The 15728-nt window shown below is 59.0% G+C and carries 10 protein-coding genes; 4 read left to right on the top strand and 6 right to left on the bottom strand.

The window, feature by feature from the left end:
• Positions 1-293 precede the first annotated feature (293 nt).
• The 3 genes from KVG85_RS18110 (at position 294) to KVG85_RS18100 (ending at position 3659) form a co-directional block, all read left to right on the top strand.
• Positions 294-2309, top strand: coding sequence for a type VI secretion system Vgr family protein (locus KVG85_RS18110; protein ID WP_217864556.1), 2016 nt, complete (start codon positions 294-296; stop codon positions 2307-2309).
• Positions 2299-3012 (top strand): DUF4123 domain-containing protein, encoded by a 714-nt coding sequence (locus KVG85_RS18105; protein WP_217864555.1) that lies wholly within the window; start codon positions 2299-2301, stop codon positions 3010-3012. The genes KVG85_RS18110 and KVG85_RS18105 overlap by 11 nt, the downstream gene beginning before the upstream one ends.
• Positions 3013-3338: 326 nt before the next feature.
• Positions 3339-3659, top strand: a complete 321-nt coding sequence (locus tag KVG85_RS18100; RefSeq protein WP_217864554.1) for a hypothetical protein — start codon at positions 3339-3341, stop codon at positions 3657-3659.
• On the opposite strand, the gene KVG85_RS18095 is transcribed toward KVG85_RS18100, so the two are convergent.
• On the bottom strand, positions 3625-4167 hold the full coding sequence (locus KVG85_RS18095; protein WP_225926690.1) for a hypothetical protein: 543 nt from the start codon (positions 4165-4167) through the stop codon (positions 3625-3627). The genes KVG85_RS18100 and KVG85_RS18095 overlap by 35 nt on opposite strands.
• A gap of 408 nt (positions 4168-4575) precedes the next feature.
• On the opposite strand from KVG85_RS18095, the gene KVG85_RS18090 reads away from it, so the two are divergent.
• Positions 4576-5412 (top strand): 23S rRNA (adenine(2030)-N(6))-methyltransferase RlmJ, encoded by an 837-nt coding sequence (locus KVG85_RS18090; RefSeq protein WP_217864553.1) that lies wholly within the window; start codon positions 4576-4578, stop codon positions 5410-5412.
• Between the two features lie 64 nt (positions 5413-5476).
• Here the strand turns inward: KVG85_RS18090 and msrA are convergent, their stop codons facing one another.
• The 5 genes from msrA to aceE form a co-directional block, all read right to left on the bottom strand.
• Entirely contained in the window at positions 5477-6127 is a 651-nt protein-coding gene (msrA, locus tag KVG85_RS18085) for a peptide-methionine (S)-S-oxide reductase MsrA (protein WP_129998224.1), read from the bottom strand.
• Positions 6128-6329: 202 nt separating this feature from the next.
• Positions 6330-9026 carry a putative bifunctional diguanylate cyclase/phosphodiesterase gene (locus KVG85_RS18080; protein ID WP_217864552.1) on the bottom strand — a complete coding sequence of 899 codons (2697 nt, stop codon included), beginning with the start codon at positions 9024-9026 and terminating at the stop codon, positions 6330-6332.
• A 254-nt stretch (positions 9027-9280) separates the two neighbouring features.
• Complete coding sequence (locus KVG85_RS18075; protein ID WP_217864551.1) at positions 9281-10678, bottom strand: alkaline phosphatase D family protein; 1398 nt, start codon at positions 10676-10678, stop codon at positions 9281-9283.
• A 277-nt stretch (positions 10679-10955) separates the two neighbouring features.
• The gene (aceF, locus tag KVG85_RS18070; protein ID WP_024011315.1) at positions 10956-12920 is read right to left on the bottom strand and encodes a dihydrolipoyllysine-residue acetyltransferase; all 1965 of its coding nucleotides are present in this window, start codon (positions 12918-12920) and stop codon (positions 10956-10958) included.
• Between the two features lie 11 nt (positions 12921-12931).
• Positions 12932-15577: a pyruvate dehydrogenase (acetyl-transferring), homodimeric type gene (gene aceE / locus KVG85_RS18065; protein WP_217864550.1), complete on the bottom strand. Its 2646-nt coding sequence runs from the start codon at positions 15575-15577 to the stop codon at positions 12932-12934.
• Positions 15578-15728 lie beyond the last annotated feature (151 nt).

Below are 15728 nucleotides of genomic sequence, written 5' to 3'. Positions count from 1 at the left end.
TTTTTGTGCCTGTGATTTCTCGAATCCTGTGGAAATCCATTGTGGGAGCGAGCCTGCTCGCGAATGCGATTGATCATTCAATGAATGTGTCGACTGACATGCCGCTTTCGCGAGCAGGCTCGCTCCCACAGGGTGGGTGGCAGGTTTGATTGAATTGTCTGTAGTCGAACGGCCGAATTAACAAGGTCGTTTCAGCAAACCACGTAGGGCAAATCTGAATTTCCCGTCACCTGCTCGGCACCTCTTGCCCCTCATGCAGAATCGCCCGCCCTCACACTGCAGAGAGACATCGGATGTTCGCGCCTGCCAATCAACCGCGTTTCACGTTGACACTCGAAGGCGCCCGGCATGACCTCAAGGTCCTTGAGTTCACGGGCAGGGAAGCCATCAGCCAACCCTTTCGCTTCGAACTGGAACTGGTCAGCGAGCGGCCGGACCTGGATCTGGAAAGCCTGCTGCATGGTCAGGCGTTTCTGAGTTTCGATGCTCAGGGTTGCGGTATTCATGGTCAGATTTATCAGGTCGGGCAGGGCGATTCCGGGAAACGTCTGACACGCTATCACCTCAGCCTTGTCCCGCGTCTGACGTATCTGGGGCATCGCATCAACCAGCGTATTTTTCAGCATCAGAGCGTGCCGCAGATCATCACACAGATCCTCAAGGATCATTCGATCCTGCGCGATGCCTTTGAATTTCGCCTGGGCAGCGAATACCCGGAGCGCGAATACTGCGTGCAATACGCCGAAAGCGATCTGGCCTTCATCCAGCGCCTGTGTGCCGAAGTCGGCATTCATTACCACTTTCAACACAGCCCCGAAGGCCATCTGCTGGTATTCGGCGACGATCAGACCGTGTTCCCCAAGCTGCCCGAGCCGACGCTGTATCTTCCGGGCAGCGGCATGTCGGCTGGCGCGCCGGCGATTCAACGTTTCAATGTGCGCGTGGAGACCCGCACCAGCGTCGTCACCCGGCGCGACTACAACTTCGAAAAACCACGGCTGTCGCTGGAAAGTCGCAGTGACGGCGAGCAGCGTCCGGTGCTGGAGGACTATCACTTCCCCGGCCAATTTAATGATCGCGAAACCGGCAAACAGCTGACTCGGCGAGCGTTGGAACGGCACGTCGCCGATTACCGTCAGGCCGAGGGCAGCAGCGACGAATCCTCACTCGTCTGCGGGCATTTTCTGCAACTCACCGAGCATCCGCGCAGCGACTGGAATGATCTGTGGTTGCTCACCTGTGTCGAGCATCACGGCCGTCAGCCGCAGGTGCTTGAGGAATCGGTGACCAGCGATGGCGAATCCTTCCAGGGCTACCGCAATACTTTCGTCGCCACGCCGTGGGACGTGGTCTTTCGTCCAACGCTGTGCCCGGAAAAACCGCGCATGTCGGGCTACCAACCTGCCGTGGTCACCGGCCCGAAAGACCTGGAAATCCATTGCGATGAATACGGACGGGTCAAAGTGCAACTGGCCTGGGATCGTGATGGCGAACTCAACGAGCACTCCAGTTGCTGGCTGCGCGTCGCGACCGGTTGGGCTCACGATCACTACGGCAGCGTGTTGATTCCGCGCGTCGGCATGGAAGTGCTGGTCGGCTTCATTGATGGCGATGCCGACAAGCCGCTGGTCATGGGTTGCCTGCCGAATGCGGCGACCCCGGTGCCGCTGGATCTGCCGGCAGACAAGACCCGCAGTATCTTCCGCAGCCAGAGCAGCCCTGGCGGTGGCGGTTATAACGAACTGCGCATCGAAGACAAAAAAGGTGCCGAGGAAATCTACCTGCGTGCGCAGCGCAACTGGACCCAGCATGTGCTCAACGACCAGCAGCTGCAGGTCGATAATCAGCGCAGTGTGGTGGTCACAGGGACTGCCCGGCATGAACTCAAGGCCGACGAGCAACGCATCACCCACGGCCAGCGCCAGACCGAAGTCAGGCAGGATGATCATTTGTCTGTGCTTGGCGACCGACAGGTTCGGGTAAACAGCCAGGCCACCAGCGCCTCGGCGCAGATCCATATCAGCGCAGGCCAGCAAGTGGTCATTGATGGCGGCGCGAGCGCGACGATTCAGGCCGGCGGACAGTGGATCAACATCGGCCCCGGCGGAATTTTCAGCAGCGTGCCGATTGTTGTGGGTGGCTCGCCAATGGCGGCAACGAGTGCGGCACCGGTGGTGCCGGGCTTGCCAGAGAAACTGGTCGCTGAGTCGGCGGCGGTTCTCACCGCCGCACAGATCATGAGTCTCAAAGGTGATGCGCCTTTCTGCGAAGAGTGTGAGCGGTGCAAGGACGGTGTCTGTGCAGCCTGAACAATTGACGCCCGAAGATTGGCTGGCGCGGCAGCCGCTGCACGCGTCGGAACAACTGTTCGCCATTTTCAGCCGCGCCAGCGATGCCGATGCATTCAAAGCCTGGCGGGGCACAGCTCATCCGGTCTGGGCCGAGACCATTTATGCCGAGTGGGACGCGGTGATGCCCTATGTGGGAATTGTCGCTGCGGACAGTGAGTTTTTACGTTGGGTGGCGGAAACACAATCCCGGGACTGGGGATGGTTGGCGGTGTCTTCGGCAGATATGGAAGTGCTGGTCGAACATTTCCGCAGCCTGACTCAAGTGCTGATGCCGGACGGTAAAGCGGTGTTTTTTCGCTTTTGGGATGGTCGGTTTCTGCTGCCTCTTTTGTACTCTGACGAGGTCATTCCCGCGCAATTGCTGCCAGTCGTTTCACGAGCCTTGATCAATGGCCAGGCCATTGAAATCGGGGGCCGTGCGCTGGTTTCGGGGCGGGTCTTTCCGTGGTGGAGCGTGCCGCAATCGCTGTTGACGCAGACTGATGCAAGCGTACGCATCGCCAATGCTCTGCAATGGCTGAGCGAGGAGCAACGGGCCGTGTTCGAGGCGTTTCCCGAGACGGTCCTGCGCTGCAAGGTCGGGCAGTTTTTCAAATTATCGATGTCGGAAGATTCGTCACGATCGGCGCTTCTGGAGTTTTTGCTGGCAGAGGCAGAGTGAAATTTCGGGGCAAACGCTTCGGACGTTTCCTTCGAATCGCGGCGGTTTTCATGAACTGGTGCGCGGTGGGTTGCAGGGATAGTCTTTTCGTTGTCACCACGAGAACGGTGACAGGGGGTAGGATCCCGAACTCTGAAGTGCATAAGTGCCGCAGGCTGAATACAAGGGTCAAAACGTATTCATGACAAGTTGACGGCGGCTTTGTGCGGGACACGTTTCGACGTGGCTGATTTGGAGTTCTCAGTTCCTACTCCCGCACATGGCTGCCACCCAAACCCGTAGGAAGGTCAATGGCGGCTCCACTCAGAACTTCAGGGATGCCAAGAATGACAACGACAAAACATGATCCGCCCTACAAGAAAATCACGCCTCACCCCGATAACCGCTTCATGGCCCTCACCGGCAATTGCAGCGACATGCCCAGCCTGTTCATCGACACCCACGTGCCCCTCGACATCCTCATGGACGCCGCCAACCATCGCATCCGCGCCGTGGTCCAGGTCCTGGAAAACATGTGCATGCGCGGCTCGATCGAATGCGACTCCGTGATCCTCAGCGACTTCGCCCTGCTGTGCGCCATCCCATTGCGCGATGGCTGTGATGTGCTCGATGTCATCGGCAAGCGCCTGCGCAGCTTGCCCGCCTGAAGATCAAAAGATCGCAGCCTTCGGCAGAGTGAGCGCCTATCCCATGTAGGAGCCGCCGAAGGCTGCGATCTTTTGATTGATTGAAATCGGGGGGGCAGTCAGAGATGTAGGCATCTTGGGTTTTGATAAAGCGGTTGAACGCTTCGGAGTTGTAGATCTTCAGGCACGCAAGGAACACCACTTTTTCATTTGAGAGTTTGCTGCGTGACGGTGTCTGCTGGTAAGCCGCCGATATGTAGCTCAGTGTTTCTTTATAGGGATCGTGCAGCACTTGCAGCATGTCTTCATTTTGCAGGATGGAATGCAGGCCGTTGCCCATGAATGAGTAGGCATTGGCGGATAGTGCAATGTCTTTCCTCAGGGCTGATTGCTCATTGAATGGCGCCAGGATGGAGTGGCTCAGCCCGTAGTTCTTTAGTGTCTGGCGTGCCTGTTCAATGTGGGTTTCGTCGGCAAGGGCGAGGTATGGACTAAGAAGGCTGAGTAAACAGATGATCAGATATCGCATGAGTTTTTGACTTCCTGTCGTTCATGGTTTGCCAGTTTAACGCTATAAAAGCAAAGCCCCTCACCCTAGCCCTCTCCCAGAGGGAGAGGGGACTGACCGAGTTGTCTGGGTGATGTATACCGACCTGCGACTTCAGGGGTGAACTTCGCTTGGCCAAGCCTGGATGGTGGTGTTCTTTCTGGGGACTGGTCGTGTGACGACTTGCGACTTGCGCGCTTATCTACGCTTGGCCAAGCCTGAGATCAAGTCGATCACTCAGGTCGATGTAACTCGCAAGATCACCACCGTCAGTCCGCTCTCCCTCCGGGAGAGGGTTAGGGTGAGGGGCAGGCTTTTGTCCGCTCAGCCGCCAACCCCTGACTTGCCGCCCGGTAAAAGGTAAACTTTGCGGCCCTCGCAGGAGCAACCATGAATTATCGTCACGCCTTCCATGCCGGCAATCACGCCGATGTGTTCAAACACCTGACCTTGACCCGCCTCATCGCCCTGATGTCGCGCAAGGAGCAGCCGTTTGCCTATCTCGACACGCACGCCGGCATTGGCCTGTATGACTTGCAGGGCGATCAGGCCAATCGCACCGGCGAGTACCTGGAAGGCATTGCGCGGTTGTGGGCTCAGCCGGATCTGCCGGCGCTGACCGCCGACTACATGAAGGTGCTGCACGAGATGAACCCGGATGGCCAGTTGCGCTATTACCCGGGTTCGCCGGAGCTGGCACGGCGTCTGACGCGGCCGCAGGATCGGGTGATGCTCAACGAGAAGCATCCCGAAGATGGCGTGTTGCTCAAGGACAACATGGCCGGCGATCGTCGAGTGAAAGTGCATCTGGGCGAGGGCTGGCATGTGGCGCGGGCGATGTTGCCGGTGCAGGAAAAGCGCGCGGTGATGCTGATCGATCCGCCGTTCGAGCAACTCGACGAGATGCAGCGTTGCGCGGCGTCGATGAAAGAAGCCATCGGCCGCATGCGCCAGACTGTGGCGGCGATCTGGTATCCGGTGAAGGATCAGCGTGCACTGCGCCGTTTCTATCAGGACCTGGCAGGCACGGGGGCGCCGAAGTTGCTGCGTGTGGAGCTGCTGGTGCATCCGCTGGATACGCCGAACAGCCTGAACGGTTCCGGGCTGGCGATCGCCAATCCGCCGTGGGGGCTGGAAGAAGAATTGCGTGAGTTGCTGCCGTGGTTGTCGAAGAAGCTGGGGCAGACTCAGGGTGGCTGGCAGATGGATTGGTTAATAGCGGAATGAAGCTACAAGCTACAAGCTGAAGCGAAAACAGCGCTTGCAGCTTGAAGCTTGCCGCTAGCAGCTTTCAGCTCGGCATGCAAACGCCGGTGCCGCCAATCCCGCAGTAACCTTCAGGGTTCTTCGCCAGATACTGCTGGTGATAAGCCTCGGCAAAGTACACGGTCGGGGCCTGGTCGATCTCGGTGCTGATTTCACCCAGACCGGCCTTGGCCAGTTCCGCCTGATACACGTCTTTGCTTTTCAGTGCCGCATCCAGTTGCTCCGGGGTGGTCGCGTAGATCACCGAGCGGTACTGAGTGCCGATGTCGTTGCCCTGACGCATGCCCTGAGTCGGGTTGTGCAGTTCCCAGAACATCGCCAGCAGTTCTTCGTAACTGACTTGAGCCTTGTCATACACCACCAATACCACTTCGGCGTGGCCGGTCAGGCCCGAGCAGACTTCTTCGTACGTCGGGTTTGGCGTGAAGCCACCGGCGTAACCGACCACGGTGCTGACCACGCCTTCGCGCTGCCAGAAGCGTCGTTCCGCGCCCCAGAAGCAACCCAGACCGAAAATCGCGAAGTCGACGTCCTGAAAGAATGGACCGAGCAGCGGGGTGTCTTCGAAGACGAAGTGTTTTTCCGGCAGGGTCATCGGGGTTTCGCGGCCGGGCAGGGCTTGTTCTTTGGTTGGAAGCACGTTTTTGTTCACCAGAATTTCCGAGCGCAGAACCATGATCGTTCCTCTCAGTCAGGTTGGAGGTAAAAAGTCAGACCGCCAGTGTGCCGAATGATGCCGAGTTAATCACTACCCAATGTAGGAGCTGCCGAAGGCTGCGATCTTTTGATTTTGCTTTTTAAAAACCAGACCAAAAGATCGCAGCCTTCGGCAGCTCCTACAGAGGGCGGCATGTTATGGCGAGAATGGGGTAGAGGGGTTAGAGACAGAGCGGCCCACGCGGATAGCGCCTGAGCGCTTTGATCAGTTCATCACCCGGAATCGGTCGGTCGAACAGATAACCCTGGCCGACGTCGCACCGATGCCGGCGCAGGAACGCTAGTTGCTCGGCGGTTTCGATGCCTTCGGCGACGACCTTGAGCTTGAGGTTGTGGGCCATGGCGATCACCGCGGAGGTGATTTCCATGTCGTCCTGGTTGTCCGGGATTTCATGGATGAAGCTGCGATCGATCTTGATGATGTCGATCGGGAATTTCTTCAGATAGCTCAGCGACGAGTACCCGGTGCCGAAGTCATCCATGGCCAGGGTCAGGCCCAGGCGTTTGAGCTGGTCGAGCTGCAAATGCGTGTCTTCGGTGGCTTCCAGCAACAAGCCTTCGGTCAGCTCGAGTTCGAGCAGATTGGCCGGCAGCGCTTCTTCCTTGAGGATGTTGGCGATCGAGGCGACCAGATCCGGATCAGAGAACTGTTTCGGTGACAGATTGATTGCCACCTGCAGATTGCCCAGGCCGGCAGCAGTCAAGGATTTGCTCATGCGGCACGCCTGACGCGCGATCCATTTGCCGATCGGAATGATCAGGCCGGTTTCCTCGGCGACGCTGATGAACTGGTCCGGGCGAATCATGCCGCGTTCCGGATGGTTCCAGCGCAACAGCGCTTCCATGCCCAGCAAGCGACCGCTGCGCAGGCACAGTTTCGGCTGGTAGAACACGTCCAGTTCATTCTGGGTCAGGGCGCGGCGCAGGTTGTTCTCGACGAAGAGTTTGTAACTGGCTTCAGCGTTCAGCGCTTCGGTGAACACCTGCAACTGATGTTTGCCGTTGGCCTTGGCCTTGTGCAGCGCCAGGCCGGCGTTGCGCATCAGGGTTTGCGGATCGCGCCCGTGCAGCGGCGCGCAGGCGAGGCCGACGGAGCCGGTGACACTGATCAGCTGATTGTCGACGAACATCGGCTTGTCGAGGGTCATCAGCAACTGACTGGCGATCTGCTGCCCGGCCTCAAGGTCGGTGTCGTCGAGCAACACGGCGAATTCGTTACTGGCAAAACGCGCCAGGCTGCCACTCGGGCTGAGGCTGTTGCGCAGGCGCCGGGCGAGGCTGATCAACAGTTTGTCGCCAGTCTGGTGGCCGAGGCTGTCGTTGATCCGCTTGAAGTTGTCGATGTCCACCAGCAACAGACTGATCGGCGTATCGCTGTCGCGGGCGAAGCGCTCATCGAGATTGCGGATGAATGCCGGACGGTTGCCGAGGTTGGTCAGGTTGTCGGTGTAGGCCAGGCGCTCGATACGTTGCTGCGCAAGTTTGGTCTGGGTGATGTCTTCGTAGATGCCGATGTAATGCGTCAGCTCACGGTTGTCGCCATAGACCTTGGAAATCGACAACTGCCCCCAGTACGGTTCGAGGTTCTTGCGCCGACTTTTGAATTCGCCCTGCCAGCTGTTGTTCTGGGCCAGCGCCGAGGGCGCGTCGAACAGCAGTTCGCTGAGATTTTCCAGGGCGGGCAGTTCCGACAGGCGCTGGCCGTGGACTTCCTCGGTGGTGTACTGGGTGATCGCGGTGAAGCTCGGGTTGACGTACTCGACCACGCCGTCGCAGTTGACCAGCAAAAAGGCGTTGGCGCTTTGCTCGACCGCGCGCTGAAACAGATGCAGGGCGCTAGTGGCGGTACGCCGGTTGTGATTGTTGATCACTTGCGCAAACTGGTCGGCCAGTTCGCCGGCAAAGGCGATTTCGTCGGACTGCCAGGCGCGGGTCACGCCGGTCTGTTCCAGGCACAACACGCCGACTACCTGGCCGTCGACGCGAATGCTGGCATCGAGCATGGCGTTGACGTCACGCGGACGCATCGCCTCGGCCATCTCGCGGGTGCGCGGGTCGTGCATGGCGTTGTGGGCATCGATGGCGCGGCTGCTGTGCAGGGCTTCCATGTAATCGGGGAAGCCGCTGATATCGATCGGCTCCGGCAGCAGATATTCCTGAGTTGCCCGGTGGTAGGCGGAGATCGGCAGCAAGCGCTGGCCTTCGAGGTTCCACAGGCTGGCGCAGTCGATTTCGTAGATATCGCAGGCGCAGCGGGTGATCAGCTCGGCGGCTTCCTGCAGCGAGTTGTGCGTGCTGTAGCGCTGGCGTGCGAGCAGCAGAATCAGATCCTGCTGGGCGCGCACGCGTTCCAGATGCTGCAGTTGTTCCTGCTGGGCACGCTGGTTCAGCTCAAGGGCGATTTGCAGGCGCGAGTTCTGGGTTTCCAGATCCACCGAAGGCAGCGCCTGGGTTTCGTCGAACACCTCGTCGACCGCCAGCAGATAGCCGCGCAGCAAGTGCCGGTTGTGCTGTTTGTAAGCTTCGCCCAGCTCGAGCATGTTCAACGCGCCGGCGGCGGTGTGCAGGGTGTAGCGCACCACGTAATGCGCGCTTTTGCTTAGTTGCTGCTGGATCGCGTCATGCAGTAGGTAGCGCGCTTCGGGCTCCATGAGGCTGGCGTAGGGCGAGCCGACCAGTGCGCAGAGCTCGACGGCCGGCTGGCCAAACTGGCGTTCGCAGTTGGGATCAAGGAACAGCATCGCCCAACTGGCTTCATTCAAGCGCTCGAAACGCAGCATGCCGAGCCGCGAGGGCACAGGCAACTGCGTCACTACCTCGGCCGCCATACGGCTGGCGGCATCGGGCTGGCTCTTCATGAAGGAAACTCGCTTGGAAATATGCTGAATGCGCCGGGCTCTCGCCCTCTTGTCTGTTGGCTGCGGCAAGGTTGCATCATTGCGGCACCGACTGACAAGAGAGATGAAGGCCAAGTGCTATAAGAATATGTCGGCTGCAGTGAACATTTCTCCAGTGCACAACTGAAATGAGCAGAAGATCGCAGCCTTGAACAACTCTTGCAGGCGCCGCGTAGCCATACAGGAGGTGCCGAAGGCTGCGATCTTTTGGTGTTTCAACGCAATTTCATACTGATCGACTGCAACTTCTTGCCATCGCGATCATGGTAATTGACCAATATCTGATCAGCCTCAACTACCACATGCGCAAAATTGTCCTGACTCACCACGGCACTGGTGAGCTCGTGCCGATAATCCCCGGCCGCCGTGCGCACCAGCGGTTGATCGAGGATAAACGTCGAGGCCTTGGCATACGGCAGCAATTTGCTGTTGTGCAACGGCGAGGACACGATGGTATGCACCTCGAAATCGGTGTCCTCGCTGTGACTCAAGCGACTGGTCAGCGAGCCATGGACGTCGCCGGAGACGAACACCACGTTCTTGATCCGGTGAGTGCGGATGGTTTCCAGCAGGCGCAGACGCTGCTCGGGAAAAGCTTTCCAGGCGTCGTCACCGTTGAACTTGCGATCGGGATAGAACATCACGCTGGTCACCACGAACTTCACCCGTGCCGGGCTATGGATCAGCCATTGCAGCAGGGCCTGTTCTTGCTCGATGTCGAGAATGCGCCGGTCATCCTTCGACAAGTTGCGTCGGGTGCGACTGTCGGTGACGAACCAGGCGATATCGCTGTCGCCGAACTGATACCAATAATGCTTCAAGGTATTCCGGTCTATCTGGCCCTCGCTGTTATATGCGTAAACCGGGCTGTGGCTGGCTTGATAAAGTTCATAAGCGGCCATGGCGTTGCGATACAAGTCCTTGTCCGCATCTTTTGCATTGGCGGGCCAGTTATCTTCTATTTCATGATCGTCGAGCATCATGTAAGTCGATGTATTGGACATCAATCGTTGAATATTCGGTTGCGAGAATGCCGTTCGATACTTCTTCAGAATGTCTTTGGCTTCGCGATCCGGTGCAATGATATTCAAATCATCTACATACACTTGATCGCCGGTCATGATCACCGCGCTGACGGGTAGATGACTGTTCTCGACAAGTTGATTGATCGAGCCAAAGATGCGATCGCCCAGTTGCGGCAAGGAAGCGATGCCCGCGGTGATCCGCAGATAACGACAAGATCCGACGATAAAGCCCCGGGGCTGGCTGGCTTGCGCGGTGCGGGTGCGAAAGCGGTAGAGCTGTCGCGGCCATTGCAGTGGAAACTCCACCACTGTGTCGATGGTGTGTACCGGATTCATCGGGCTTAACCAGCCGGCTTGATATTCGTATTCACAATCGGCGTCCAGATCCTGTAATACCAGTACGCCCGACATGTCGGTGGCTGGATTCAAAAGTGCAAATACGCTGTTGGACCACTTTTCCGCACCAGCCTTGCGAGCGCGAACTCCGGCAAATACGCGTTTTTTGTCCTGTTGTTCGCCGCGCATGAAAATGCGCACTTCGTTAGTTGTGGTATGGCCCACGATGGGGCCGATGGTCGGTTTGAACATGATCGATTCCGTTCGAGATTTTAATAAACAATAATTAAATAAGCGGAGCGCATTGAAGCAACTTTCCATAGCAGAGGTTAGTTGGCCGGCGGCAGAAAATATTGGCGTTAAGTGGACCAGGGCTGTGGCCGATGTCAGCGCAGGTTGTAGGAAAGAGCCGCGATCCGGTTTATTTCAGGCAAAAAAAAGCCCCGTCAATTGACGGGGTTGAGGTACGAGCGTGTGGCGCTCGAAAGGGTGCAGCAAGCGGCCCTCCGTCGCCGGAGGGCCGTTTGGGTTACAGCAAAATGGTGCGGATGTCGCCCAACAGGCTGCCCAGACGCTGAGTGAAGCGTGCAGCTGCAGCGCCGTTGATCACGCGGTGATCGTAGGACAACGACAGTGGCAGCATCAGCTTCGGCTGGAAGGCTTTACCGTCCCAGACTGGCTGGATGGTTGCCTTGGAAACACCAAGGATCGCCACTTCTGGCGCGTTGACGATCGGCGTGAAGCCGGTGCCGCCAATATGACCGAGGCTGGAAATGGTGAAGCAGGCGCCCTGCATCTCGTCCGAGGACAGCTTCTTGGTGCGGGCTTTTTCAGCCAGCGAAGCCGCTTCGGCTGCCAATTGCAGCAGGCTCTTCTGGTCGACGTTCTTGATCACCGGCACCAGCAGGCCATCCGGGGTGTCGACGGCGAAGCCGATGTTCACGTATTTCTTGCGGATGATCGCCTTGCCGCTTGGTGCCAGCGAACTGTTGAAGTCCGGAAGCTCCTTGAGCAGGTGCGCGCAGGTCTTGAGCAACAGCGGCAGGATGGTCAGCTTGACGCCAGCCTTCTCGGCCACGGCTTTTTGCGCTACACGGAAGGCTTCCAGCTCGGTGATGTCCGCCGAGTCGAATTGCGTCACGTGTGGCACGTTGAGCCAGCTGCGGTGCAGGTTGGCAGCGCCGACCTGCATCAGGCGGGTCATCGGCACTTCTTCGATTTCGCCGAAACGGCTGAAATCGACCACCGGGATCGGCGGGATGCCCGCGCCACCGGTAGCGCCGCCAGCAGCGGCCGGTGCTTCCTTGGCCTTTTGCATCATCGCCTTTACGTAAACCTGCACGTCTTCCTTGAGGATGCGACCGTGCGGACCGCTGGCGCCAACGGCGCTCAGCTCGACGCCGAACTCACGAGCCAGTTGACGCACGGCAGGACCGGCGTGAACTTTGGCGCCCGGCTTGGCCGGTGCGGCGGCTGGAGCGGCAGCAGCAGGTGCAGCGGCCGGAGCAGCAGCGGCAGGTGCCGGAGCGCTCGGAGCAGCAGCGGCGGCAGCTGGAGCCGGGGCAGCAGCAGGGGCCGCGCCTTTGACTTTCAGCTTGAGGATCAGGTCGCCGGTACCGACTTCGTCATCGAGCTTGATCGAAACGCTTTCAACCACGCCAGCGGCAGGTGATGGAATTTCCATGCTCGCCTTGTCGGATTCCAGGGTGATCAGCGACTGGTCGGCTTCGACGGTATCGCCGGCCTTGACCAGTACTTCGATGATCTTCGCCTTGCCCGCCGAACCGATGTCCGGGACGTGGATGTCCTGAACGCTGTCAGCGGCCGGTGCAGCCGGAGCCGCCGCCGGGGCTGGCGCAGCGGCAGCAGCAGGCGCAGCAGCCTGAGCCGGAGCGGCCGCAGCCGGGGCCGCAGCGCCCGCCACTTCCAGATCCAGAATCAGATCGCCAGTGCCGACTTCGTCGTTGAGCTTGACGCTGATGGCCTTGACCACGCCAGCGGCAGGCGACGGGATTTCCATGCTGGCCTTGTCGGATTCCAGGGTGATCAGCGATTGATCAGCTTCGACGCTGTCGCCGACCTTGACCTGGATTTCGATGATCTGTGCCTTGCCCGACGAACCGATGTCCGGCACGTGCACTTGCTGTACCGAAGCGGCAGCAGGAGCAGCGGCAGGCGCGGCAGCGGCAGGTGCCGCAGCCGGTTTCTCTTCGGCTTTCGCAGCAGGTGCGGCGGCAGGTGCAGGTGCCGCTTCAGCAGCGCCCTCGACTTCCAGCTCGAGCAGTTCGTCGCCTTCTTTCAGACGGTCGCCCAGCTTCACTTTCAGGCTCTTGATGACGCCGGCTTTCGGGGCCGGCACTTCCATGCTGGCCTTGTCCGATTCCAGGGTCAGGATGCTCTGGTCGGCTTCGATGCGGTCGCCGACCTTCACAAACAGTTCAATTACTTCACCTTCACCGCTGCCGATGTCAGGTACGCGAATGAGTTCGCTCACAAAATGTCTCCTCAGCAGTCCAGTGGGTTGCGTTTTTCCGGGTCGATGCCGAACTTGGCGATGGCTTCGGCCACAACCTTAGGTTCGATATCACCACGGTCAGCCAGTGCTTCCAGGGCTGCCAACACCACGAAATGACGGTCGACTTCGAAGAAATGACGCAGTTTCTTGCGGCTGTCGCTACGGCCGAAACCGTCGGTGCCCAGGACTTTGAATTCCTTGGACGGTACCCACTGACGGATCTGCTCGGCGAACAGCTTCATGTAGTCGGTAGAAGCAATGACCGGACCTTTACGGCCGTTCAGGCACTCTTCGACGTAGCTCAGCTTAGGCTTCTGGCCAGGCTTGAGACGGTTGCTGCGCTCTACAGCGAGGCCGTCGCGACGCAGTTCGTTGAAGCTGGTAACACTCCACACGTCAGCACCAACGTTGAACTCTTCACGCAGGATTTTCGCTGCTTCACGTACTTCGCGCAGGATGGTGCCGGAGCCCATCAGCTGAACGTGGTGCGCCGCATCACGAGTGTCTTCCTCGAGCAGGTACATGCCTTTCTTGATGCCTTCTTCGGCACCGGCCGGCATGGCTGGCTGCTGGTACGACTCGTTCATCACGGTGATGTAGTAGAAGATGTCCTGTTGCTCTTCGGTCATCTTCTTCATGCCGTCCTGGATGATCACCGCCAGCTCGTAGCCGTAGGTTGGATCGTAGGTGCGGCAGTTCGGGATGGTCGCGGCCAGCAGGTGGCTGTGACCGTCTTCGTGTTGCAGACCTTCACCGTTCAGGGTGGTACGGCCGGCGGTGCCGCCGATCAGGAAGCCACGGGTACGGCTGTCGCCAGCGGCCCAGGCCAGATCGCCGATGCGCTGGAAGCCGAACATCGAGTAGAAGATGTAGAACGGCAGCATCGGCTGGTTGTGGCTGGAGTACGAAGTACCGGCAGCGATGAACGAGCTCATGGCGCCTGCTTCGTTGATGCCTTCTTCAAGGATCTGACCTTTCTGGTCTTCCTTGTAGAACATCACCTGGTCTTTATCGACTGGCTCGTAGAGCTGGCCGACGGAGGAGTAGATACCGAGCTGACGGAACATGCCTTCCATACCGAAGGTACGGGCTTCGTCCGGGATGATCGGGACGATGCGCGGGCCGATTTCCTTGTCCTTGACCAGTTGCGCGAGGATCCGCACGAACGCCATGGTGGTGGAAATCTCACGGTCGCCCGAGCCATCGAGGATGGCTTTGAGGGTGTCCAGATCCGGAGTCGGTACGCTGAAGCTCTGCGCGCGACGTTGCGGCACGAAACCGCCCAGTGCGGCACGACGCTCGGCCAGGTAGCGGCCTTCGGCGCTGTTTGGCTCAGGCTTGAAGAACGGCAGGTTCTCCAGCTCTTCGTCCTTGACCGGGATGTCGAAGCGGTCGCGGAACAACTTCAGGCTGTCGACATCGACTTTCTTGGTGTTGTGCGCAGTGTTTTTCGCTTCGCCGGCACCGGTGCCATAACCCTTGATGGTCTTGGCGAGGATGACGGTCGGTTGTTCCTTGTGGTTGACCGCTTCGTGGTACGCCGCGTAGACCTTGTACGGGTCGTGGCCGCCACGGTTGAGTTTCCAGATCTCGTCGTCGGACAGATCGGCAACCATTGCCTTGAGTTCAGGCGTGTTGAAGAAATGCTCGCGAACGAACGCGCCGTCTTTGGCTTTGTAGTTCTGGTACTCGCCGTCGATGACTTCGTCCATGCGACGTTGCAGGATGCCGTCGACGTCCTTGGCCAGCAGCGGGTCCCAGAAACGGCCCCAGATGACTTTGGTCACGTTCCACTGTGCACCGCGGAACACGCCTTCGAGTTCCTGGATGATCTTGCCGTTGCCGCGAACCGGGCCGTCGAGGCGCTGCAGGTTGCAGTTGATGACGAAGATCAGGTTGTCCAGCTTCTCGCGGCCGGCCAGGGAGATCGCGCCCAGGGATTCCGGCTCGTCGCATTCGCCGTCGCCCAGGAAGCACCAGACTTTCTGTTTGCCCGGCTGGATGAAACCGCGGTGCTCCAGGTACTTCATGAAGCGTGCCTGGTAGATCGCCTGGATCGGACCCAGACCCATCGATACGGTCGGGAACTGCCAGAAGTCAGGCATCAGCCAAGGGTGCGGATAGGACGACAGGCCTTGACCATCGACTTCCTGACGGAAGTTGTTCATCTGGTCTTCGGTGATGCGGCCTTCCATGAATGCACGGGCGTAAACGCCTGGCGAGGTGTGGCCCTGGAAGTAGATCAGGTCGCCGCCGTGTTCGTCGGTCGGGGCCTGGAAGAAATAGTTGAAGCCGATGTCATACAGGGTCGCACTGGAAGCGAAGCTGGAGATGTGACCACCCAGGTCCGAATCTCGCAGGTTCGTGCGCATTACCATGGCCATCGCGTTCCAGCGTACCAGCGAGCGAATGCGGCGTTCCATGAACAGGTCGCCAGGCATGCGTGCTTCGTGGGTAACGGGGATCGTGTTGCGGTAAGGCGTGGTGATCGCGTAAGGGAGCTGCGAGCCGCTGCGGGTCGCGAGTTCGCCCATACGGGTCATCAGATAGTGAGCACGGTCTTCGCCTTCTTTGTCGAGAACCGATTCCAGGGCGTCCAGCCATTCCTGGGTTTCGACGGGATCGAGGTCTTGCATGGCTTGCTCCAGGGCGGAAAGGCTTCCAGAATCGGTTGCCTGAGTTTGCGACTGGCCTTGTGGGCAGACGATTTAAAATTCTTGGATTGCCGACAGGTTGTTCCGGCGGCGTGTAGTTTTACTACAAATCTTCCGGCATTTCAGCCTTTCG

The organism is Pseudomonas triticicola (assembly GCF_019145375.1).
In the GTDB taxonomy this organism is placed as follows: domain Bacteria; phylum Pseudomonadota; class Gammaproteobacteria; order Pseudomonadales; family Pseudomonadaceae; genus Aquipseudomonas; species Aquipseudomonas triticicola.
The sequence above is the reverse complement of the archived record's forward strand: the minus strand, read 5'-3'. Positions and strand labels throughout refer to the sequence as shown.